Origin of the sequence: Weeksella sp. HMSC059D05, from assembly GCF_001809725.1 — a bacterium.
Classification (GTDB): domain Bacteria; phylum Bacteroidota; class Bacteroidia; order Flavobacteriales; family Weeksellaceae; genus Weeksella; species Weeksella virosa.
Genome location: NZ_KV798542.1, coordinates 1 through 22485 on the forward strand (window position 1 = coordinate 1; position 22485 = coordinate 22485).

Consider the following 22485-nt stretch of genomic DNA (forward strand, 5'->3'; position numbering starts at 1 on the left):
AACCCGGTGGAGTGGGTGGATCCGTTGGGGTGGAATAATGTTAGCACAGGTGCATGAAGAGATAGTGTGACTTATCGAGGGTATAAAAACGGGAAATCATATACTGGCTACGCTAGTGCCCCTAGTAGCATGGGGCTTTCACCTGAGCAAATTATTAGTTATAGATATGGTGGTAATTTTGATGCTTTTGGGGGACAGGCACCTACGCCTGTATATAGTGGAAGTGACATAGAAGGTAAAAAAACAGCTAGAGGATTAGAGCAATATTATTTTGAGGAAGATAAGACAGTTTTGGGAAGAGAAAACGTTGCCAATGCGCAAAATCCAGTCGGAGCAAATAATCCAAATAGAGACGAGTACAAAAAGGCAGCAGAAGCGCATCTAGGCAAGAATCCTCAAACAGTTCATAAAACAAAATGCGAGACTTAAAAGGAATTAAGAATGACTAGAGTTACTTGGAAAAAAGGCACGGTTATTAGTATTGAAGCTAGAGAGGATATTTGCTTTTTAGCCCAAATGATGGAGGAGCCTTTTCTTTATTTTTTTGATATTTATAATGATTCTCACGAGTGGAAAATCTCATCGTTAGAAAATACAAATACTCTCTTTTGTGTTCCTGTGGTACATAAATTTTTAAAAGACAGTCATGTCAAAAAAATGGATATAGTTGGAAATTCTACCCTGCAATTTCCTTCACGCTGGATACAAAGAAACTTTGAATCTCAAATGTATACTATTTGGGAGGGGACGGATGATGAAATGACTTTTGCTATGTCAAAGCCGGGTGGGGTTTTAGTTGAAAGGACTCTGACAACTAAACCACAAGATTTCATTGTAATCAAAGAAATTAACAATAATGAGGACAGCATCATTGATAGTCATGAACTTACATCGTTGAGAACATATCCTGAACTTAATGAAAGGCTATATCTTAGCTATTTATTCGGTAAAAATGTAGATCCACTTAAAGATATTATGTTTCAAAGAACTATGAAAAAAGAATATAAAGTGTATATGCAAATATTTACAGGAAAATATAAAGGACTTTATAAGTAAATGCGGAGATTGTGAAAACTCTTTGATGGTCAGTTTGTGCCCTTGGCGCAATACATCAATAGCAGTGATGGACAAGCGGAACTATTGAGCTCACGGGTGTGGCAGGCCGAGTTAGCAGAAGAAACTCAAGCAGAGCCGAAACTTTATCATTATGTGTGCGATCACCTCGGTAAGGTACAATTTTTGAAGAACCAAAATCAGTATTATGATGCTGAGACGTCGTTAAATTACAATACCTTTAGGTATTATCACCCAGAGCTAGGTCGCTTTATCAGCCAAGACCCGATCGGCTTGATGGGAGGGATTAACCTCTATCAATACGCCCCGAACCCGGTGGAGTGGGTGGAACCGTGGGGATGGAAAACTCGCTCTAGTACATTGCAAAGACTTTGGAAAGATTATGTCGGACAGCCTCATGTTTTCGCAGAAATTCATCATGGTTTCCCTGAAGAGTTTGCAGATAGATTTAAAAGATTAACTGATATTGATGTTAATAATCCGAAATATTTCTTAATTTCTCGCCTGAAAGACATAGATTAACTAAAGGTGTACATACTAATAGTTCTAGAGTTGGCAAGAATTGGAACAAAGTATTTGATGGTTTGTTAGATTATGTTGAAAAACAAGGAATGGATAAAGAAACAGCTAAAGATTTCCTTGAAAAACGACTGAGAGATTTAGCAAGAAAAGAAAGAATCGGTAAATATTTTGCTGACGCAGTAAAAAATAGACCTTGTAAGTAATCTAGTTAACATGGATAAAGAAGATAAAATGAAACTGATTAACTCAAATGAGCTTTTTAATTTCCTTGAAAAACTTGATCCTGTCATTAAAGATAAAGGTAGAATCCCTCAAATTGATACAAAATATACTGAGTTCATTCATCAGTATAAAGAGGTTAGTATTACACCGGATATTGTGTTATATGGCTATCAGAAGGCGATTGAGTGGAATAAGCGAGCATCCGATAATAATTTGCCACAAAATTTGTGGCTTATAGGGCAGTCAGGGCAAGGAGATGAATGGTTTTTGAATGAACAAACCAAAACCGTATTCTTTTTTGACCATAATCAGGGGGAATATGGGGGATTAGAGAATTTTTTAAATCTGCAGATTGATTTCACTGGTTTTCTTAGGATGGGTTTTTTGCTTGCGAAGTTAGAGCAGAGACTTGAAAAAGACCAAAGTATAGATGAATTTAAGCAGGTAGTCATGGGACTAATGAATAGTATTCACCCTCAATTATTTGAGATGTTTCCTTATAAATATTTCGATTGATTGTTCCTAGTCAGAAAAGTAGACAAACTCTCTCTTTAGGTATTATGACCCAGAGCTAGGTCGCTTTATCAGCCAAGACCCGATCGGCTTGATGGGAGGGATTAACCTCTATCAATACGCCCCGAACCCGGTGGAGTGGGTGGATCCGTGGGGGTGGCATCCTGCTTTGGTTAGGCAAGTTCTTCGAAATGGCGCAATTTTGGTGGGAGGCTTGTCAAGGCTTGGAAAACGAGCGCATGGCAATTCTAAGTTAAGCAGGCGACGGAATCATGTTTATAGAATTGTGGATATAGATACTGGTGATGTTTATAAATGGGGCGTTAGCGGTGGTAGGATAAGACGTGATGGAAAATCTAGCCGCGCAGAAAGTCAAGTAAGAAAACTAAACCATGAAGGCGGAAATTTTAAGTCGGAAATTGTTTGTAGAAATTTAACAAGGGCAGAAGCTTTGGCTAAAGAACAAGGTTTTGTTAATGCTTATGCAATAGGTGCAATGAGGCGAGATGGAACAGCACGTAACCCTCTTGGTAATAAAAGACCTAAATATAATGAAGTGATAGTCAACAGTTATGGTAAATAAATACTTAAATGTTCTAGAAATTGTTACTCCTTTTGATGTTGGGGAAAATGGTTGGGCTTGGAAAGTCATTAGTAGTGCTTTTGAATTTTACGCTCATAGGAAAATTACTTCTGAAAAAATAGATAAATTGGTTATTTATATACTTGATACTCCACCAGAGAAACCATTGAATAAAAGCCCCGAGACATTGGGTGTTGTGCAGGTACGTGTTGTTATTGATGGTGAATATTTCAGGCGGTTAGACTCAAAGCGTGAGTTACTAGAGTTTGCGTATGATGTTTTTAAAACCACTGTACTTGGTCTAGTTAATGATTATGATCTAAAGCAAGATGAACTCTTAACTGTATTTGCTGCTTTTGAAGCATTAGACTTTGTGTACGAAGGTGTAGTGAAGAAAATCGATAAGGAGCTGACTTTACGTTGGCATTTAGAGAAACATTTACATTACTTTATCCGAATGACTAGGGAGGACGAAGGCTTTGATGATATTACCGTTTTGGAAGTAAATGGAGGGGATTTACGTCATTTTGATCGATTCGGTAAGATTAAACGACAAGATAATAAGGTATTAATTCATTGGAAGAAAAGTAGTTTTTATTCATTGGTGGATTTAGATAGTCATGAAGTCAAAGTTTTATCTGAAAAAGCACTAGCAGGGGATGCGCATCATCAATATATGCTTGCTCAAGCATATTTTAAGGGGCAATACACAAAAGTGAACGAAAAAGAAGGCATATATTGGCTTAAGTTAGCAGCAGAGAATGGTTTCTCACGCGCTCAAAATATGTTAAAGAAATTGGTTGATGACTAATTTAGTGTTGGCGCAAAGAGTGTTAGTATTCACGAAACTAGATCTAACAAAGTCATTGGAAATTTAAAAATTCCAAAGGAAAACTTTCGCGCTGCTCAGGAGGCTTTATCCAGTCTCTTAAATAAGGGTTTAGGTACTAGAAAAACATCAGATATGGCATGGGAAATATTAAAGAAATTTTCTAACTAATATATTGAATATGTGAGTGTTATTTATTATGGAATTATTATGGAATCGTTTGATATTGAGAACTTTAAAAGTGGATATATAGCAATTCAACCTACTTATGGGTTTGACTTTTATCACCACCATTGTATTAGTTTTAGTAAGAAGATAGGTGGCTTCGGTATGAATTTATCACCGTTAGGAGAACCACTTGTTGTCCCTATTCGGGGTTTTCAACTTACTGAAAAAGGGTATGAGTTTCATTGTAATGGTGAACGTTACTCAGGAGAGGATAATAGCCTTCTTGAAAGCAAATTAACAAAGAATCTAATACAGATAGTCAATGCTTTTACTTTTACGGAAAAAAGCAAAACAAACATTTCAATAGAGTATACCTCTGATTTTTTGGTTGCTCTAAGGATGTCAACTTATCTTCCTAGTGAAGAACCTCAATTTTTTAAACTTATACGCGCAGAAAACGGAAATTTATATTCCGGTCAGTTCCCTCTTTCGGAGACTGAGGCGGTGTTTGTGCATAATGTTTCAATAGAAAATGACAAAATCATTGTCAATATAAATACTGATTCAGAAATTGTTTATCCTTTTTTTCTCCAACCGGAGATACAGCGTATTTTAAAATGCTTTTTCAGTTAGATATTAATAGATTTGCAGATAAAGTTTAATGGCTCTCTATGTCAGGATAGTTGTCACCCCCTGGATTGACTTGGCATCATCATGAAGATTTAGGACGATTGTCTTCAGTTGACCGTACAGATCATAGTTCAAATCATGCTCTTTACCATCCGACAGGCAAAGGAGGTAGAGATATATGGGTGGAGGTGAAGATGGTAGAAGAGGTAAGCTTGATGGAAAAACAGGTGGATTAAAAAGTAAAGGATCAAAACCATGCTCATAATGAAAACATTTTACTCTATAAATAAATTAGTTGATGCGTTCAAAGAGAATCTAACTATAGGCGAACAGATTTGTGTTTATACGAAACCCAATGTTGACGAGTTTGTGCTTGGACAAGAGTATTGGATCGATGATTACCCGGATATTGATGACGATGATAATGAAGTATTTCCATCTGGGGTGATTGGTAATCATTTGGTTTATTTATATTCTGGCCAACAATTCGCCGATGTTATTGGTAACGTCAGTGAGCAAAAGGCTACTGCGACGTTAAGTGATTATGTTGCTGCCTTAAATTATTATAATCAGCATGATACCTTCATGGATTTTAGTAGTTAAATTATCTTGAGAATGCTATATAACGACGTTTCACTTTTGCGTTTTATTGCATTTACGAACCCATGCATTGATGTCTGCTCGGTGAACATTTATTTACTTTTGCTTTAAAATATTAAATAATTACACCCCCGATTTTTTTTAATAGAAAATGAAAAATATAGCCAAACGAATCTCTTATATAAGAAAATAAAGAAAAGCTATTCCTGAAACTTAAGTATATTATCGATGGAGAGAAGCATAATCTTTTAAAAAAAATGCAAGAGTATTTTGAGGATTATTGTCGTAAACCTGTGAGGTAATAATAAACACTTCTCTCTAAAACATTCCATAAAAAAACGATAAGTTTCACTTGCATAATTCATTAAAACTTAACTATGATGATGATAGTCATTCATTTTTTGGTTCAAAATTGTTAAATTTGTGGACATCAAAAAACGTAAAAAAAATCCAATCATGATAGAAACAGATATCATCATTATAGGCGCTGGACCAACAGGATTATTTGCTGTATTCGAGGCCGGATTATTAAAACTAAGATGCCATATAATCGATGCTCTTCCACAGCCTGGAGGTCAATTGGCAGAACTATATCCTAAAAAACCAATTTTCGATATTCCAGGATTCCCAAGCATTGGTGCAGGAGAGTTAATAGACAATTTGATGGAGCAAATAAAACAATTCGAACCAGGATTTACGCTCAATGAAATTGCCACTACAGTAGAGAAGCAAGAAGATGAAACCTTTATAGTAACAACCAACCGAGGGACCAAAGTTCACGGAAAAGCCGTTGCAATAGCAGGAGGATTAGGGTCTTTTGAGCCAAGAAAGCCGTTAATCGACAATATTGCCGATTACGAAGAAAAAGGAGTAGAATATTTTGTTCGTCAGCCCGAAATGTTCCGCGATAAAAAAATTGTGATTGCAGGAGGAGGTGATTCTGCTTTGGATTGGACGATTTTTTTGTCGGATATAGCAGAAGAAGTTACCCTTGTTCATCGTAGAAACGAGTTCCGTGGTGCCCTGGATTCGGTAGATAAAGTAATCGAACTGAAAAAATTAGGAAAAGTTAACCTAATTACGCCTGCCGAAATTACAGCAATACAAGGAGACGGAAAGGTAGAAAAATTAGAGATAGAAAAAGAAGGAGAGAAATTCTATATAGAGACAGATTATTTTATTCCACTTTTTGGTCTATCGCCAAAATTAGGTCCTATTGCCAATTGGGGATTAGAAATAGAGAAAAATGCAATCAAAGTGAACAATGCACTTGACTATCAGACCAATATAGAAGGTATTTATGCCATAGGCGATATCAATACCTATCCAGGAAAATTGAAATTGATACTCTGTGGTTTCCATGAAGCAACCTTGATGTGTCAATCGGTCTATAATCGCTTAAACCCAGGTAAGAAATTTATCCTGAAATACACAACTGTAGCAGGAGTGGATGGTTTCGATGGAACCCGAAAAGAAGCAGAAAAAGCAGTAGTAAAAGCCATAGAGTAATTCATTGCTGTGAGAAAATCATCAGAAAAACCTTGTTGCTTGCAATAAGGTTTTTTAGTTTTTAAAATAGATAAGCATCAAACTAGAGTACAGAATTCATGTAAAAAGAAACCGTCCTATGAACCATTCTACCGAAAAAGCTTATATAGATTGAGTTTTTTTAACCCAAATCTTATTGATGAAGTATCGTAAAGGAGAATAAAATTGTATTTTTGTTAGCAACACAAATTCTTAGAAACAATGTCTGATATAAAAGTTACAATCATCGATCGCGAAGGAGTAAGCCACGAAGTTGATGCACCAACCGATATGAACATGAATATGATGGAAATTGTGCGTGTATATGAGTTGGTAGAAGAAGGTACCTTTGGGGTTTGTGGTGGAATGGCCATGTGTGCCTCATGTCAGTGCTATGTAGAATCTCCAGAGACTCCACTGCCAGAGATGAATCCTGATGAAGATGCAATGCTCGCAGAAGCTTTTCACGTGAGAGAAAATAGCCGTTTGAGCTGTCAATTGGCCGTAACTCCCGAAATAGAAGGATTGGTTTTGCAGATAGCTCCCGAACAATAATAGAACAATTATAGTTCTACATTAGAAAATAATATATATAAGAACCCGAATGAATCATTCTGATAAAAGATTATTTCTATTAGATGCATATGCATTGATTTTTAGAGGTTATTATGCATTTATTAAGAACCCAAGAATCAACTCGAAAGGTTTTAACACTTCGGCAATAATGGGGTTTCTTAACTCCTTGTTCGATGTTATTCGACGAGAGCAACCCACACACTTAGCCGTAGTTTTTGATGTGGGAGAAGCAACCATAAGAACGGTTGATTTCCCTCAATATAAAGCAAACAGAGAAGAAACTCCCGAAGCCATCCGCGAAGGAGTACCTTATATCCAAGAAATCCTTAATGCACTAAGAATACCTGTTTTGTACGCACAAGGCTACGAAGCAGATGATGTGATTGGGACACTCGCAAAAAAAGCAGAACAAAGAGGATATACCACTTATATGGTGACTCCCGATAAAGATTTTGCACAATTGGTTAGCGAACACATCAAGATGTATAAACCACCAGCTTATGGTCGTGGAGTTGAGATTTGGGGTGTAGAAGAAGTAAAAGAAAAATACCAAATAGAAGACCCAATACAAGTAATAGACTTATTAGGTATGATGGGCGATTCGGTAGACAACATTCCTGGAATTCCAGGAGTTGGAGAAAAAACAGCCATAAAATTCATCAAAACATACGGGTCTTTAGAAGGGTTATTGGCCAATACTGATCAATTGAAAGGAAAACAAAAAGAGAATGTCATCGAAAATAGAGAACAAGCAATCTTATCTAAAAAATTAGCTACGATTATTACCGATGTACCCGTTGAGTTCGACGAAGAAGACTTAACAGTTTGTCCGCCCAATCTGGAGAAAGTTACCGATTTGTTTACAGAGTTAGAGTTTCGTCGAATGCTCGAAACCGTTTATAGATTATATAATGTCGATCCTTCTAGAATCAATCAAGATACACAAAACGAGATTTCTCAATCGATACAAAAAAACAAAGAAACAACACAACAATCGTTGTTCGACTTCACCTCAGAAGAAGTAATCGTTCCGCTCAATTCTAATTTTACCAATATTAGCAATACCGATCATTTTTATCAATTGGTCGACACACCTGTGGCGCGTAGATTACTAATTGACAAAATGAAAACGTTGGACAGCTTTGCGTTCGATACCGAAACGACAAGTTTAGATCCATTAGAAGCCAAGTTAGTAGGAATTTCTTTCTCTTGGGAAAAAGGCAAAGGGTATTACCTACCCTTCCCAGAAGATTTTGATGATGCAAAAAACATTATTCTCGAGTTTGCCGAACTATTCAGCAACCCTGCAATAGAAAAAATAGGACATAACATAAAATACGACCTCAAGGTTTTGTATAAATACGGAATCCGAATTGATGGAGAAAATTTCGATACGATGATAGCACATTATCTTCTCAATCCCGATATGCGTCATAATCTCGATGTTTTGTCAGAAACATATTTAGGATATAAGCCAGTATCTATCGAAACATTGATAGGAAAGAAAGGGAAAAATCAGAAAAATTTCCGAGAAGTTGATTTAATAGAACAAACCGAATACGGTACTGAAGATTCGGATGTAACCTTTCAGTTGAAAAATATCTTCGAACCCGAACTAGAAAAAGTATCGCTCACGAAACTCTTTCGAAATATAGAAATGCCTTTGATGAAAGTTTTGGCAACAATGGAAATAGAAGGAATACGGCTAGATGTAGATTTTCTGCAGCAATTATCGAAAAAGCATCAGGAGAAAATCAAAGAGTTAGAACAAAAAATATTTTCAGAGGCAGGAGAAGAGTTTAATTTAAATTCCCCAAAACAATTGGGAGATATTCTATTCGATAGATTAAAACTCGAGCCTAAAAGTAAAAAAACCAAAACAGGGCAATATTCAACAGGAGAAGAAGTACTATCTAAATTGGCGCATTATCCAATTATCAAAAATATTTTACATTACAGACAGTTACAAAAACTGAAATCAACCTATATCGACGCTTTGCCAGAGTTAGTGAATCCTGTTACACAGCGTGTTCATACAACATTTGCACAGACGGTTGCCGCTACAGGGAGATTATCCTCAGTAAATCCGAACTTGCAAAATATCCCTATAAGAACAGAAGAAGGGCAGCAAATCAGAAAAGCATTTATTGCTCGCAATCCCGAGCATAAAATAATTTCTGCCGATTATTCTCAGATAGAACTTCGGTTGATTGCGCAAATGGCACAAGATCCCGTAATGGTGAAAGCTTTCCAAGACGGAGAAGATATTCATGCGTCCACAGCAGCAAAGATTTTTGGGGTTGCACTAGATGAGGTGACAAGAGAACAGCGATCGCAAGCCAAAACCGTAAATTTTGGTATTATTTATGGTGTTTCTGCTTTTGGATTGGCACAGCAAACAGGGCTTTCGAATACAGAAGCCAAAAAACTGATAGATGCTTATTACGAAACATATCCTACACTGAAAAAATATATAGATCAACAAATTGCATCTGCAAGAGAAAACGGATTTGTCGAAACTCTGATGCGGCGCAGACGTTATTTAAAAGACATCAACTCGAGAAATAATACAGTACGTTCGCATGCAGAGCGCAATGCTGTAAATGCTCCGATCCAAGGGTCTGCAGCAGATATTGTCAAGTTGGCTATGATTCAAATCCAGAAAGAGCTGGATAAGAAGTTTGCCACCAAAATGCTCCTTCAGGTACATGATGAGTTGGTGTTTGATGCACCCATTAGCGAAGTAGAAGAAGTGAGTAAAATGATAAAAACCACCATGGAGTCGGTAATACAAATGGAAGTTCCTTTGGTGGCGGAAGTTGGTGTAGGAGATAATTGGTTAGAAGCGCATTAGATCTTTGTGTCTTCTTATATACAGTGATTCTACAATAAAATAAGCGCAGAATTTTTTTTCTGCGCTTATTTTATTGTAGGTTGTTTTTTTATTCTATTAAGAAAATCTCTAACAAAAACGATCGCCCTTACTCAGTTTAAGATCGTTGACATACGTTTTGATTTCTTGATCATTTTTTTTAGGACAAATCAGTAAGCCTTCTTTGGTATCGACTATAATATAATCATCGAGACCATCGATAATCATTGCTTTTTTAGTTGTGTTGTAGATGATACTATTGGTTGTATTGTATACTTGAACATGCTTCCCTTTGATGATATTCTCTTCTTCGTTTTTCTTTCCGTATTCGAACAAAGAATTCCATGTTCCGAGGTCTGTCCAACCGAATTCTGCAGGTACTACATACACATTTTTAGATTTTTCGAGTACCCCGACATCAATAGAAATCATTGGTAAGGTCGAATAAACAGAACGCAAAATAACTTCGTTGTTGGTTCCATTCTCGAAATAGGTGTTGAGTGTCTTGTACATGCTTGGTAATAATTCTTTGAAAGCGTCTAAAATAGCCCGTACCGACCAAATAAAAATTCCAGAATTCCATAAAAATTCACCACTCTTCAGTAAGGTTTCAGCTATTTCTAAACTAGGCTTTTCCGTAAAAGTCAAGACCTTAGATATGGGATCACTCGAAAAGTTATTATACTGTATATATCCATAGCCAGTTTCTGCTCGAGTTGGTTTTATGCCTAAGGTTATTAATTTTTCATCATCCACATGATCGAAAGCAAAGTTTACTTTATGCATAAATTCTTCTTCATCCAAAATAAGATGGTCAGACGGAGCAACAATAATTTTTGCTTTCTTATTGATTTCTCGGATAATGAGAGATGATAAAAGATTACAGGCAGCAGTATTGATAGCCTGTGGTTCTCGAATAATATTGAAGGGATGAAGTTCGCTCAATTGTTCCATTGTAATATCAACATACTGTTGGCTGGTAACAACAAAAATATTTTCTACCGGAACAACTTTCTTTAGGCGTTCATACGTTATCTGGATAAACGTTTTTCCGGTTCCTAAAATATCATGAAATTGTTTAGGCTTTCGGGTTGTACTCAACGGCCAAAAACGTGTGCCAATTCCACCCGCCATAATTACAGCGTAGCGATCATTCTGTTTCATTCTTTCACTCTATTTACTTGGGCAAGACCACTTACTAAATACTTCTTACCTGTATTTTTTTCATGACAAAGATACCTTATTTTTCTTTTTTTTCCTTTCTGTAAAAGTTTATTTCCTATGTAGAAAAGGCTTCCTTCTGGCAAATCTTCTAAATAAGGCAAACCGTTCTCATTTCTCAAAAGATTTTTAGCAATGCCCGGATCAGCCGTGACAGAAGCTTTTGGTTTGCGTGCATGTTGCAAAATATAAGGCTGTATTTCGGTAGAATAAAGATAAGCCGAATCGATCAAAAGTTTAGAAAAAGTCTCTTTCCATTCTTTCCCGTGTGCTAAAATTAGTTTCCCATGAAAGTCGTGATAAGCTTTTAGATGAGCAAACTCATGTGTGAGAACAAAAAAGAAGGCCTCGGGTGATAAATTTCCGTTTACCGAGATAGAATGTAAAATACCGTTTTTGCGGTAATCGCCCAATTTTGTTTTGCGATTGGGCGTTATTCTTAGTTGTATTTTAAAAGGCGAAAACCATGTTTCAATCAAAGGTAAAGCATCTTTAGGAACATAATTTTCAAGTTGTCGATAGTGCACTTTGTCGAATATTTAAAAAGAATATAACAATAAAAATACTATTTTTGTGGCAATGAAATTGTTTGAAAACTTAGGGAGATACGTTTTGCTGATGACAAAAGTATTTCAAAAACCTATCAAGTTTAAATATTTTTGGAAATTAATCATCCGCGAAGTGATGGATCTCGGGATGAGTTCCTTGGGTATTGTGACGTTTATTTCTACGTTTATGGGTGCCGTTGTTGCGATTCAAATGGCTCAAAATTTTCGAGGATCAGAAATTCCAGTTCCCGATGCATATATCGGTTATGCAACAAAAGTAGTGTTAGTTTTAGAATTTTCCCCAACCATTGTTTCGCTTATTCTGGCGGGGAAAGTTGGTTCTTATATCGCCTCTAGTATTGGTACAATGAGAGTGACCGAACAAATCGATGCATTGGATGTGATGGGAATTAATTCTCCTAACTTTCTCATTTTACCGAAAATAATAGCTTGTGTATTTTTCTTTCCATTCCTGATCGCCATTAGTATAGGATTCGGGATTCTAGGAGGACATCTCATTGGTGTTTTTACCAAAATGTGGGCACCAGTCGATTTTGTACAAGGACTACAAATGGGAATGGCTCTAAAATTCTATATTTATACTTTCTTCAAAACCATGGTGTTTGCATTTGTTATTGCTACAGTACCAGCTTATTATGGGTATTACGTAAGCGGAGGATCTCTAGAGGTGGGACGCTCGAGTACGACAGCAGTTGTATGGACATCGATTTGCATCATCATTCTCAACTTATTATTAACCCAAACCATTCTTAGCTAATGATTGAAGTAAGAAACATAACTAAATCGTTCGATGATATCGAGGTATTAAAAGGTTTTTCGGTCGATTTTCACGAAGGGAAAACCAATCTCATTATCGGACAAAGTGGTTCAGGTAAAACAGTTTTCTTAAAATGTTTGATAGGATTATTAATGCCGACCTCTGGAGAAATCTACTTCAATGGTGAAAATACTATTGATTATGATTACAAACAAAGACAATATTTACGAGAACAAATTGGAGTTGTATTTCAGGGAAGTGCCCTTTTTGATTCGATGAATATTCTAGAAAATGTTTGCTTCCCATTAGAGATGTTCTCTAATCTATCTAGACAAGAAGCTATTGCAAGAGCTAAGAAAATGCTTGATCGTGTAGAAATAGCCAAAGAAGCTTTGGTAAAATATCCATCAGAAATTTCAGGTGGTATGCAAAAAAGGGTCGCTATTGCTCGTGCAATGATCAACGAACCAAAATTCCTATTTGCCGATGAACCAAACTCTGGGCTCGACCCAAAAACAGCTCTAGTTATCGATAAATTGATTTATGAGATTACACGAGAGTACAATACAACAACGGTGGTTAATACCCACGATATGAATTCGGTGATGGAAATTGGAGATAAAATTATTTTCCTGAAACAAGGCTACCTTGAATGGGAAGGGACAAAAGATGAAATACTCACGGCCGACAATAAATCGGTGATAGATTTTGTATATTCATCAGAACTTTTTACGAAATTGAGAACAGCATTATTAAAAGACAAATAAAAAAATAAATACCATGAGAAAAAAATTATTTATCGCAACAACTGCATTAATTACAGGATTTGCACAAGCTCAAAGTTTAGATTTTGGATTGAAGGCAGGCGTTGTTTTCAATGCCGATAACGGTAAGTCGGTAGTAGAAAATGCTGGAAATATTTTCAGAGACAAAGGAAACGGATCTACAGGTTTCCAGGCAGGAGCCTTAATTCGTGCAAAATTTGCAGGAATTTATGTACAGCCAGAAGTATTGTATACACAATATAAAAATGAGTATGAAACGCAAGGAATCCAATACGACATTACTAAAAAAAGAATTGATATCCCTGTAGGAATTGGAAAAGAATTTTTAGGATTAGCTCACGTACAAATCGGACCAACCTTTTCTTATTACTTTAATGACGATATTTCTTTTAACGAAATTTCCAAAGCAAAACAAGATGAATTTAATGTAGGAATGCATATCGGTGCAGGAGTAGAAGTCTCTAGATTCTTATTCGATTTGCGTTACGAATTTGGATTTGGGAAAGTAACGTCTGAGTTTATAAAAGATAACTGGGATTACAAAACAGAATCAACTCCGAAACTCCTAAATTTGTCGGTAGCTTATTTATTCTAAATCTGTTATAAAACTATAGAAGATTGTTGGAAATAAGCAAATAGAAGCCTATTTTTGCAATCGCATTAATAATATTACATGGCAAAGAAAGTAAAAAACGAAGAGTCTACAACAGAGGAATTGGTACAGAAATTAGATCGTACCGCCCTTAATATGGAACTCTTCTTAGAAAAAAATGCTAAAGCTATAGGAATTGTAATCGGCATAGTGGTGCTTGCTGCATTGGGTTATTTCGCTTATATAAAATTAATCGTAGACCCAAAATCAGATCAAGCACTCAAAGAAATGGTGACAGCAGAACGACTTTTCGAGCAAGACTCAATCGGTCAAGCACTCAACGGGAGCAAAGGAAGTTATATGGGGCTGCAACAAATCGTAGACGAGTATGGCAATACAGATGCGGGAAATTTAGCCAAACTAAAGGCCGGAGTTGCATATTACAAACTGGGTGATTATACAACTGCGATAAAAATGTTCGAAGATTTCTCGACCAAAGATCCAGTTCTTATGGCTCAGAAATACGGAATGATCGGAAACTGTTTAGTACAAACCGGGAAAGTAGAAGAAGGTTTGCCATATTATGTAAAAGCAGCAGAAGCAACCAACGTTGTTACCATCGAGCAAACATATTATACCAAAGCAGGCAATATTGCGATGAGCTTAGGTAAGAATGAAGATGCGCTAAAATATTTCCAGACAATTGTAGATAAATACCCAGGAGCAAACAATAACGAAGCAGAGAAGTTTGTAGAACGTCTAACTTATGCGCTAGGTCAGTAATAAAACAAACAAAAGATAGAAGACTATCAAATAAAAAGTCGGGTTGGATACAATTATTATTCGGCCCGACTTTTTTCTTGGCAAGAATAGCCGTAATTTTACTCATGCACAAAATAATAACATAATATAATGGCAACTGAAAATAAAAATCTATCACAGTACGATAAAAGCACACTACCATCAGGTAAAGGAAAATGCTTTGCAATCGTAACCTCAGAATGGAATAATCACATAACATTCAATCTAAGAGATGGCGTAAAAGATACGTTGATAGATTTGGGAGTAGATGAAAAAGATATCTTAATGATGCATGTGCCAGGTAGTTTCGAGTTGGTCTATGGAGCCGATAAAATCGCACAAAAGTACCCAAATCTCGACGGAATAATAACGGTAGGATGCGTCATAAGAGGAGAAACCGCACACTTTGATTATGTCTGCCAAGGCGTTACCCAAGGTATTCAATTTCTTAATCAGAAACATCCAATGCCCATAATATTCTGTTTATTAACTGATGAAAACGAACAACAATCGATTGATCGTTCGGGCGGAAAACATGGGAATAAAGGAGTAGAAGCAGGTGTTGCAGCTGTAATCATGGCCGATTTCAAATCTCAATTATCGTAAATATTGTAAATGAATCCTGTCGATTATTATACCGAAAAATTTTATATCGATTACAGTAGAGTCTATCCCAACCGTAAAATAAAATACCCAGAATTGGCAAACATTCTACAAATAACCGCAGCCAATCATGCAGATTTTTGTGGTTTGGGTTTTGATGATTTGCAGCATAATAAACAGGCTTGGGTGATGAATCGGATTCGGATTGAGATTGATACTTTACCCGAACTCAATGATGAGGTTACAATTGATACTTGGCTAGAGTTACTTCGTGTTCCGAAATCTATTCGGAACCTCGAGATAAAGAAAGAAGGGAAGAAACTAGTCGGTGTGTCGAGTTTGTGGGCCGTTTTCAATACAGAAAGAAGACGTCCAGAAGCATTGAAAATTGACGCTGACCACCTGAAAATTTTCACTGATTTACATGCGACATCTTTGGAAAATAATAAAATAGAAACTCCAGAAAGTTTCCAGAAAGTTGCAGAATATCAAGTAAAATTATCAGATTTAGATGTAGTGAATCATGTTAATAATATTCAATATCTCACTTGGTGCCTCGATACTTTGTCCAAAGAAGAAGTATTGGAACGCTCGATTGCCGTTTTGGAAATGAATTTTCTCAAAGAACTATCTTACCAGAGAATTATACATATCGAACAATATCGACAAGAACACGAACTCTATTTACGCATTAGAGATGAACAGTTTATATATTTCGTGGCTAGAATCACTTATCAATAATTTTTCGAATCTTCTTATACCAAAGCTCCAATAATCACGTTATCTAACAACATTGAAACAGAAAATATGCGTAAACTATATTTACTTTTGTTGATAATGATAGGAGTTTCTCAGCAAACATTTGCTCAGGACGGAACAAGAGTATATGAGTTTCTTAATATATCGACTTCTGCAAGACAAGCAGCCTTGGGTGGGAATGCACAAACTGCATGGGATACCGATCCGAATATGTCGCTATGGAATCCAGCGCTGATGAATCATAAAATGCATGGTCAACTGGCGATGAATTATGTTTCTTACATTGCAGATGTGAATTTTGCAACATTCTCGGGCGTTTATCAATTAACAGACATTGATTTTCTTTCTTTACACGGGCAGTATGTCGATTATGGGAAATTAATCGGGGCAGATGAAATTGGGAATATTACAGGTGATTTTAAAGCAAATGACGCGGCAATTGTACTGGGATACGGACGAGAAATAAGTGATTTTTTTTCGGTTGGTGTTAATCTAAAATATATCAACTCTAGAATAGAATCATATACTTCTTCGGCTGTAGCAGCGGATATTGGCATTTCATATCATAATTTTGATGATAATTTTAATGCAACATTGGTCGCTAGAAATATCGGAAGTCAGATCAAATCCTACGATGGAAAAAAAGAAAAAATGCCTGTGCAAATCAATCTAGGTCTTACGCATCGTTTAGAGCACGTACCAATAGAGTTAAATCTTACTTTGCACGACTTACAAAAATTTGATAATTCGATACCAGAAAATAAAAATGGTAAAGAAACTTCATTTGGACGTAAATTTATTGATCACGTTTCGATCGGAGCAGAAATTTTCCCAGAACAAGATTTCAATTTACGAATTGGCTACAACTTCAAACGAGGAAATGAATTGGCTATAGACGATGTTCGTTCTTTTGCTGGGCTTACGTATGGTTTCGGTTTTCGAGCAAACGCTTTCCGTATAGAATATGCTCATGCCAATTATCATAAATCGGGTGGAGCAAACCATTTCGGCATCATTGTTAATCTAGATCGACTGATCCAAGGGCGAGATTATTGGCGCAGTAATCCATGGTTATAATCTAAGTTTTCTTTCTTATTTTTACAACATGAAATTACCAATTGTTATTGCTATAGACGGTTATTCTTCAACCGGGAAAAGTTCAACTTCTAAACGGATTGCACAAGCCTTGGGTTTTATACATATCGATAGTGGAGCGATGTATCGAGCAATAACCTTATTTGCATTACGTAAAGGTTTTATTACGCCAAATAACCAAATCGCTACCCAAAAACTGATTCCTTTGTTATCTTCTATATCTATCCAATTCAGACCTAATCTACAAACCGGCAAACTAGAAACTTATCTCAACAATGAAAGGGTAGAAGATAAAATACGTTCGATAGAGATTTCCTCTCATGTTAGCAATATTGCAGCCATAAAAGAAGTGCGCGATCTTTGTGTAGAATTACAGCGTAGCATGGCAAAAGAGATGGAGGTAGTGATGGATGGTCGCGATATCGGGACCGTGGTTTTCCCAGATGCAAATGTGAAGCTTTTTATTACAGCCTCGGCAGAAGCACGTGCAGAAAGAAGGTTTTTAGAATATCAAGCAGAAGGTAAACAGGTAACTTATGAAGAAGTTTTGGCCAATGTAATCGAACGCGATAAGATAGATAGTACGCGAGCAATAGCTCCATTAAAAGCCGCAGACGATGCAATTATTATCGATAATTCGTGTATGAATCTGGAAGAAACCGTAGAAAAAGCATTGCAAATAATAAAGCAGAAACTTGCTGTTTTATAAAAAATTCCAGTAGGATGTATATCTAACCAAAAATAAGACAATTATTTACTTTTTTACTTCCTGCCAATAACGTTGCTCTATTTCTTGTTTAGAGATGGGAGTAGTAGATTCTAAAAATCCTAAAAAAGGCGTAATTTTCACTGTATCTATACGGATTTCTTGTGTATCTATACACGTATTTTTTTGTAGGATAATTACTTGCTCTTGATTGATTTTAGAGATGTATAATGTTTGGATGTTTTCTGATTTTTTCATCCAAAAGGGACAAGGCGTAACAGAAAATATTCCATACAAGAGAAATGGAATCATCCCAAGAAAAATGGCAACAATAAATTTTATTATATTAGAAAAGTGCCACTTTTTTTTCAGATTAATTTGAATTATCACTATGAGATAGAGAGAAACTGCCGCCATGAAAACAACCCATTTCGGGAAGACTAAGCGTAAATTTGTATTGGTAAAGCTGTAACTGAAATTTTCGCCAACAAGGAAATATAATAAAAACCATACAATAAAGAAACTGCAGGCAATGATGATAACTGTCTTTAAGGTTTTGTTTTGCTGTAACATAGGTCAGTATCCATAACAAATATAAGAAAAATTAATGCATTTTACCATGTTTCTTGAAATACTGGATAATAAAAAAACCACCTCAATTGAGGTGGTTTTTTATTTATCTAAAGAAAGAATTATTTCTTTTTAGAAGGTTTTACAACTTTCGTTTCGATAACTTCTGCGTTTTTCGGTAATACCTCAACACGTCTGTTTCTTTGGTAACACTCTTCAGTGTTTTCAGTACATAGTAATTGAGTTTTTCCTAATCCACGAGCTGTTAAACGTTTTCTATCAACGTTTCCTCTTTCTACTAAGATGTTAACTAATGCTTGTGCACGTTTCAATGATAACGCTTTGTTGTAAGCATCTCTACCTCTTTGGTCAGCGTGTCCATCGATGTAGTAAGAGTTAGCTAATAAATCTTCAGAGTTAAGAATCTGAGCTGCTATACGTACGTCTTCGTAAGAAGATGGAACGATTTTATCTGAGTTGTACTCGAATAAGATGTTCGATAAACGTTTTGCAACCTCAACTTCAGTCCAAGGACATCCGTTATTCTCTTTCGGACCTTTTACTGTAGGACAAGCATCATCCTTGTCTGGAATACCGTCACCGTCTGTATCAGGACATCCGTTAAACTCTGCTAATCCTGGTACTGTAGGACACTCATCGTCTTTATCTAATACTCCATCACCGTCAGTATCTGGCCAAGGACATCCGTTGTTTTCTTTCGGACCTGCAACTTCAGGACATTCGTCTTCGTTATCTGGAATACCGTCACCGTCTGTATCAGGACATCCGTTAAACTCTGCTAGACCTGGTACATCTGGACATGCATCGTCTTTGTCAAATACACCGTCACCATCTCTATCAGGACATCCATTTGTTAATGGATCATCTGTAGCGATACCAAAGTCGTCCGGACATGCATCTTCTTCGTCAGGGATGCCATCACCATCTCTATCTTGTTTTCCGAAACGGAAAGTTACCCCAACTGTGTGTTGGAAGAAATCGAAATAGTCTGACTTAGCAGAAGGAATCCAGTTGTAGTCAGAAGCAACGTTCAAACCAAAGTTTTTAGTAAACCAGAAGTTGATACCAGCACCTCCCGAAAGACCAAAATGATTTTTCTCAGTCTCTACATCTTTCCCTGCTACATGTGTATAAGGATTGTTTGATGAACCTAATGTAGTAGTTTGACCTTGTGCATTTGCAAATGCAGTAGTGTAATCGTAGTAGTGGTAGTTGGCACCAATTCTCAAATACGGATCAAACCACGAGTCTGATTTAAAGATGTAATCATTCGCAAATTTATAGCGTAAACCTAAACCTGCATTGATGAATAATTCGTCTTTGATGTTGAAACGTTTGTTGTCAATCTCACCAACCGAAGCCGTTAAATCAACGTCAAAAGAACGGTTTAAGTTACGGATAACCGATAACTTAGATAGTGGAGGAACAATGCTCCAGTTATCTGTATCAAAGAAGTGGTCAAATGCACCACGAACAGATCGGTGATCCGTTGCATGTGCTCCTACTGTAATCGCCCAAGGATTCTGAGAATTCTGAGCATCTACAAATGTGCTACCCGCAACGAATAACATAACTGTAGATAATAATAGATTAAACTTTTTCATTATCAAATATTTAGTATTTTGTTTTATTCAAAAAAATTAAAACAGTATGCAAATTTAAGAATTCTTTATGATTCTTTCCAAATCTCTTTTCAAATCTTTTCCTTTAAGGGCTTCACGCTTATCATATAGTTTCTTTCCTTTGGCAAGGTATATTCTTAATTTTGCCAAGCCTTTATCATTGATATACAATGTAGTAGGCACTATTGTGAGGCCTGTTTCTTTTGTTTTTCGCTCTAGTTTTTTTAATTCTTTTTTTTGCAATAATAATTTTCTTTCTCTCTTCGGGAGATGATTGTAATGCGTTCCCCATGCATATTCATCGATAAACATGTTTATAATATACAATTCACCATTTTTCATTTGGCAGAAACTGTCTACTATAGAAGCTTTGCCAAGACGAATAGATTTTATTTCAGTGCCAAACAATTGAATGCCCGCATCAAATCCTTCTAACAACTCATATTCAAAACGAGCTCGTTTGTTTTTTATACTAATCTCTTTTGACACCTTAGAATATTTTCCAATTAAAAATTTGTAACTTTGCACAAAATTAAACAAACATTATACCAAAAATTATGTTAAATGTTTCTAATTTGTCGCTACAGTTCGGCAAGCGCGTACTTTTCGACGAAGTTAATATAAAATTTACAAATGGCAATTGCTATGGAATTATTGGTGCAAATGGTGCCGGTAAATCTACATTTCTGAAAATATTATCGGGTGAAATAGAACCTACCTCAGGACAAGTTTCCTTAGAGAAAGGAAAAAGAATGTCTGTTTTGGAGCAAAACCACTTCAAATATGATGAATATACCGTATTAGACACCGTTTTGCGAGGAAATAAAGTGCTGTATGATATCAAAGAAAAAATGGATGCACTCTATGCCAAACCAGATTTCTCCGAAGAAGACGGGATAAAAGCTGGTGAACTTGGTGTAGAGTACGAGGAAATGGGAGGGTGGAATGCCGAATCGGATGCTGCAGCCCTTTTATCGAATGTAGGAATCGAGTCGGATATGCATTATACGCTGATGGGAGATTTGGATAACAAAGCAAAAGTGAGAGTTTTGATCGCTCAGGCTCTTTTCGGTAATCCAGATGTACTTATACTCGATGAACCAACGAACGAATTAGACGTGCAAACGATTTCTTGGTTAGAAGACTTCTTGGCTAATTACGAGAACACCGTGATTGTTGTTTCGCACGACCGTCACTTCTTAGATGCAGTTTGTACACATATTTGCGACTTAGACTTCTCTAAACTCAATTTATATTCTGGGAATTATACTTTCTGGTACCAATCTTCTCAGTTAGCTGCAAAACAACGTGCACAGCAAAATAAGAAAGCAGAAGAAAAGAAAAAAGAATTACAAGAATTTATTGCTCGATTCTCTTCTAACGTTGCAAAAGCTAAACAAGCAACGGCACGTAAGAAAATGATCGATAAACTAAATATAGAAGATATTAAGCCATCTTCTCGTCGATATCCAGCTATTATATGGGAGCAATCTCGTGAGGCAGGTGATCAAATCCTAGAAATTAATAATCTTTCTGCTTCGGTAGATGATGAGGTTTTGTTTAAGGATGTAACGCTGAATCTGAAAAAAGGAGATAAAATTGGCGTTTTCTCAAGAAACTCTAAAGCGGTAACTCAGTTTTTCGAGATTATTTCGGGTAATGCTCAAGCCGATAGTGGAGATTATTCGTGGGGTGTTACCACAACTCAGGCTTATCTACCGCTAGACAATACCGAATTCTTCAAAGAAGATATTAATTTAGTCGATTGGTTGCGTCAATACACCGAAAACGACGAAGAAAGACACGAAGAATATATGCGTGGATTTTTAGGTAAGATGTTATTCTCGGGTGACGAAGCCCTAAAAAAATCATCAGTTCTATCCGGAGGAGAAAAAATGCGTTGTATGTTTTCTCGTATGATGCTGTTGCGCGCCAACGTGTTGATTATGGATGAGCCAACAGCTCACTTAGATTTAGAGTCGATTACAGCACTGAATAATTCTCTACAGAATTTTAAAGGAACATTACTAATGGGGTCTCATGACCACGAGTTGGTACAAACTACTTGTAATAGAATCATAGAACTTACACCAAACGGAATCATCGATCGCTACATGACCTATGATGAATTCTTAGAAGACGATAAAGTAAAAGAATTGAAACAAAAATATTACGCAAAATAAAGGAAAGAAACCTCTGACTATGTTTAGAGGTTTTTATTTTTAGGATAGATAAAAACCCATAAACCAATATATTTTCATCCAAAAC

Annotated in this window: 26 protein-coding genes and 1 pseudogene; 22 read left to right on the forward strand and 5 right to left on the reverse strand. The window is 36.3% G+C overall.

From position 1 onward, the window contains the following. Positions 1–129 precede the first annotated feature (129 nt). From HMPREF2660_RS06100 to polA, 13 genes and pseudogenes are all read left to right on the forward strand, one after another. A complete protein-coding gene (locus HMPREF2660_RS06100; protein WP_070486142.1) occupies positions 130–429 on the forward strand; it encodes a hypothetical protein in 300 nt (99 codons plus the stop codon). A 12-nt stretch (positions 430–441) separates the two neighbouring features. Continuing rightward, on the forward strand, positions 442–1056 hold the full coding sequence (locus HMPREF2660_RS06105; RefSeq protein ID WP_018027467.1) for a hypothetical protein: 615 nt from the start codon (positions 442–444) through the stop codon (positions 1054–1056). Between the two features lie 153 nt (positions 1057–1209). Continuing rightward, complete coding sequence (locus HMPREF2660_RS06110; protein ID WP_255356421.1) at positions 1210–1596, forward strand: RHS repeat-associated core domain-containing protein; 387 nt, start codon at positions 1210–1212, stop codon at positions 1594–1596. A gap of 213 nt (positions 1597–1809) precedes the next feature. After that, positions 1810–2334, forward strand: coding sequence for a hypothetical protein (locus tag HMPREF2660_RS06115; protein ID WP_070486150.1), 525 nt, complete (start codon positions 1810–1812; stop codon positions 2332–2334). A 46-nt stretch (positions 2335–2380) separates the two neighbouring features. Further along, positions 2381–2476 (forward strand): annotated as a pseudogene (locus HMPREF2660_RS11035) (RHS repeat domain-containing protein); the annotation flags it as partial. Then, positions 2474–2914: a hypothetical protein gene (locus HMPREF2660_RS11015; protein ID WP_348984810.1), complete on the forward strand. Its 441-nt coding sequence runs from the start codon at positions 2474–2476 to the stop codon at positions 2912–2914. The pseudogene HMPREF2660_RS11035 and the gene HMPREF2660_RS11015, both read left to right, overlap by 3 nt. Beyond that, positions 2904–3725 (forward strand): tetratricopeptide repeat protein, encoded by an 822-nt coding sequence (locus HMPREF2660_RS06125; protein WP_070486153.1) that lies wholly within the window; start codon positions 2904–2906, stop codon positions 3723–3725. The genes HMPREF2660_RS11015 and HMPREF2660_RS06125 overlap by 11 nt, the downstream gene beginning before the upstream one ends. Before the next feature lie 201 nt (positions 3726–3926). Then, positions 3927–4544 (forward strand): DUF8184 family protein, encoded by a 618-nt coding sequence (locus HMPREF2660_RS06130; RefSeq protein WP_141743560.1) that lies wholly within the window; start codon positions 3927–3929, stop codon positions 4542–4544. A gap of 50 nt (positions 4545–4594) precedes the next feature. Continuing rightward, entirely contained in the window at positions 4595–4777 is a 183-nt protein-coding gene (locus HMPREF2660_RS06135; RefSeq protein ID WP_070486156.1) for an HNH endonuclease, read from the forward strand. Positions 4778–4805: 28 nt separating this feature from the next. Then, the gene (locus HMPREF2660_RS06140) at positions 4806–5144 is read left to right on the forward strand and encodes a DUF7716 domain-containing protein (protein ID WP_141743561.1); all 339 of its coding nucleotides are present in this window, start codon (positions 4806–4808) and stop codon (positions 5142–5144) included. A gap of 453 nt (positions 5145–5597) precedes the next feature. After that, positions 5598–6650 (forward strand): NAD(P)/FAD-dependent oxidoreductase, encoded by a 1053-nt coding sequence (locus HMPREF2660_RS06145; RefSeq protein WP_013598321.1) that lies wholly within the window; start codon positions 5598–5600, stop codon positions 6648–6650. Positions 6651–6890: 240 nt separating this feature from the next. Further along, positions 6891–7223, forward strand: coding sequence for a 2Fe-2S iron-sulfur cluster-binding protein (locus HMPREF2660_RS06150; RefSeq protein ID WP_013598322.1), 333 nt, complete (start codon positions 6891–6893; stop codon positions 7221–7223). 49 nt (positions 7224–7272) lie between these two features. After that, entirely contained in the window at positions 7273–10098 is a 2826-nt protein-coding gene (gene polA, locus HMPREF2660_RS06155; protein ID WP_070486160.1) for a DNA polymerase I, read from the forward strand. Positions 10099–10206: 108 nt separating this feature from the next. On the opposite strand, the gene HMPREF2660_RS06160 is transcribed toward polA, so the two are convergent. Together HMPREF2660_RS06160 and HMPREF2660_RS06165 are read right to left on the reverse strand one after the other, a co-directional pair. Then, complete coding sequence (locus HMPREF2660_RS06160; protein ID WP_070486162.1) at positions 10207–11280, reverse strand: mannose-1-phosphate guanylyltransferase; 1074 nt, start codon at positions 11278–11280, stop codon at positions 10207–10209. Then, positions 11277–11864 carry a hypothetical protein gene (locus HMPREF2660_RS06165; protein WP_070486164.1) on the reverse strand — a complete coding sequence of 196 codons (588 nt, stop codon included), beginning with the start codon at positions 11862–11864 and terminating at the stop codon, positions 11277–11279. The genes HMPREF2660_RS06160 and HMPREF2660_RS06165 overlap by 4 nt, the downstream gene beginning before the upstream one ends. A gap of 52 nt (positions 11865–11916) precedes the next feature. On the opposite strand from HMPREF2660_RS06165, the gene HMPREF2660_RS06170 reads away from it, so the two are divergent. From HMPREF2660_RS06170 to cmk, 8 genes are all read left to right on the forward strand, one after another. Continuing rightward, on the forward strand, positions 11917–12663 hold the full coding sequence (locus tag HMPREF2660_RS06170; RefSeq protein WP_041942111.1) for an MlaE family ABC transporter permease: 747 nt from the start codon (positions 11917–11919) through the stop codon (positions 12661–12663). Next, positions 12663–13430: an ABC transporter ATP-binding protein gene (locus tag HMPREF2660_RS06175; protein WP_070486165.1), complete on the forward strand. Its 768-nt coding sequence runs from the start codon at positions 12663–12665 to the stop codon at positions 13428–13430. Before HMPREF2660_RS06170 ends, HMPREF2660_RS06175 begins: the two co-directional genes overlap by 1 nt. Before the next feature lie 13 nt (positions 13431–13443). Continuing rightward, positions 13444–14043: a porin family protein gene (locus HMPREF2660_RS06180; protein WP_013598328.1), complete on the forward strand. Its 600-nt coding sequence runs from the start codon at positions 13444–13446 to the stop codon at positions 14041–14043. A 78-nt stretch (positions 14044–14121) separates the two neighbouring features. Next, positions 14122–14823, forward strand: a complete 702-nt coding sequence (locus HMPREF2660_RS06185) for a tetratricopeptide repeat protein (protein ID WP_013598329.1) — start codon at positions 14122–14124, stop codon at positions 14821–14823. 129 nt (positions 14824–14952) lie between these two features. After that, positions 14953–15447 (forward strand): 6,7-dimethyl-8-ribityllumazine synthase, encoded by a 495-nt coding sequence (gene ribH, locus HMPREF2660_RS06190; protein ID WP_070486166.1) that lies wholly within the window; start codon positions 14953–14955, stop codon positions 15445–15447. A gap of 9 nt (positions 15448–15456) precedes the next feature. Continuing rightward, positions 15457–16185: an acyl-[acyl-carrier-protein] thioesterase gene (locus HMPREF2660_RS06195; RefSeq protein WP_070486169.1), complete on the forward strand. Its 729-nt coding sequence runs from the start codon at positions 15457–15459 to the stop codon at positions 16183–16185. A 66-nt stretch (positions 16186–16251) separates the two neighbouring features. After that, positions 16252–17280 carry a type IX secretion system protein PorQ gene (gene porQ, locus HMPREF2660_RS06200; RefSeq protein WP_070486170.1) on the forward strand — a complete coding sequence of 343 codons (1029 nt, stop codon included), beginning with the start codon at positions 16252–16254 and terminating at the stop codon, positions 17278–17280. A 28-nt stretch (positions 17281–17308) separates the two neighbouring features. Then, positions 17309–18007 carry a (d)CMP kinase gene (gene cmk, locus HMPREF2660_RS06205; RefSeq protein ID WP_070486172.1) on the forward strand — a complete coding sequence of 233 codons (699 nt, stop codon included), beginning with the start codon at positions 17309–17311 and terminating at the stop codon, positions 18005–18007. Between the two features lie 45 nt (positions 18008–18052). On the opposite strand, the gene HMPREF2660_RS06210 is transcribed toward cmk, so the two are convergent. The 3 genes from HMPREF2660_RS06210 to smpB form a co-directional block, all read right to left on the reverse strand. Beyond that, on the reverse strand, positions 18053–18577 hold the full coding sequence (locus HMPREF2660_RS06210; RefSeq protein ID WP_013598334.1) for a hypothetical protein: 525 nt from the start codon (positions 18575–18577) through the stop codon (positions 18053–18055). Positions 18578–18696: 119 nt separating this feature from the next. Next, positions 18697–20199, reverse strand: a complete 1503-nt coding sequence (locus tag HMPREF2660_RS06215) for an OmpA family protein (RefSeq protein ID WP_013598335.1) — start codon at positions 20197–20199, stop codon at positions 18697–18699. Positions 20200–20253: 54 nt separating this feature from the next. Continuing rightward, positions 20254–20706: an SsrA-binding protein SmpB gene (gene smpB / locus HMPREF2660_RS06220; RefSeq protein WP_115042210.1), complete on the reverse strand. Its 453-nt coding sequence runs from the start codon at positions 20704–20706 to the stop codon at positions 20254–20256. A gap of 68 nt (positions 20707–20774) precedes the next feature. Between smpB and HMPREF2660_RS06225 the strand changes: the two genes are divergently transcribed. Beyond that, the gene (locus HMPREF2660_RS06225; protein ID WP_013598337.1) at positions 20775–22400 is read left to right on the forward strand and encodes an ABC-F family ATP-binding cassette domain-containing protein; all 1626 of its coding nucleotides are present in this window, start codon (positions 20775–20777) and stop codon (positions 22398–22400) included. The last annotated feature ends 85 nt before the right edge of the window (positions 22401–22485 follow it).